The 411-nt window shown below is 65.7% G+C and carries 1 pseudogene; it reads right to left on the bottom strand.

What is annotated here, in order from left to right:
• Positions 1 to 411: pseudogene (gene fadH, locus GR197_RS31615) on the bottom strand (NADPH-dependent 2,4-dienoyl-CoA reductase); the annotation flags it as partial.

Below are 411 nucleotides of genomic sequence, written 5' to 3'. Positions count from 1 at the left end.
GGTTGACGAGGCATGTCGCGCGTTGGTTCTGAAACGTGTGATCGAGACACGCCTGGTTGCACGCGATACACGTGTTGATTTCATCCGCGCGTCCTTGGGCTGCCTTCACGACGAACTCGGGGTCGGCGAGCAGCGGACGCGCCATCGACACCAGATCGCCCGCGCCTTGCGCGAGCAGGTCTTCGGCGACCTCCGGCGTGTTGATGCGGTTCGATACGATCACGGGCACGCTCACGGCCGTCTTCAGGCGTGCCGCCAGCGGTGCGAAGGCGGCGCGCGGCACCGACGTGACGATGGTCGGCACGCGTGCCTCATGCCAGCCGATGCCCGTGTTGAAGATCGTGACGCCCGCCGCTTCGAGCGCTTTCGCGATCTGCACGGTTTCGTCCCACGTGTTGCCGCCTTCGACGA

Source organism: Rhizobium phaseoli, assembly GCF_010668805.1.
Lineage (GTDB): Bacteria > Pseudomonadota > Alphaproteobacteria > Rhizobiales > Rhizobiaceae > Rhizobium > Rhizobium phaseoli_A.
Note: the sequence above shows the minus strand (reverse complement) of the source record. Positions and strands in the feature narration are given on the sequence as shown.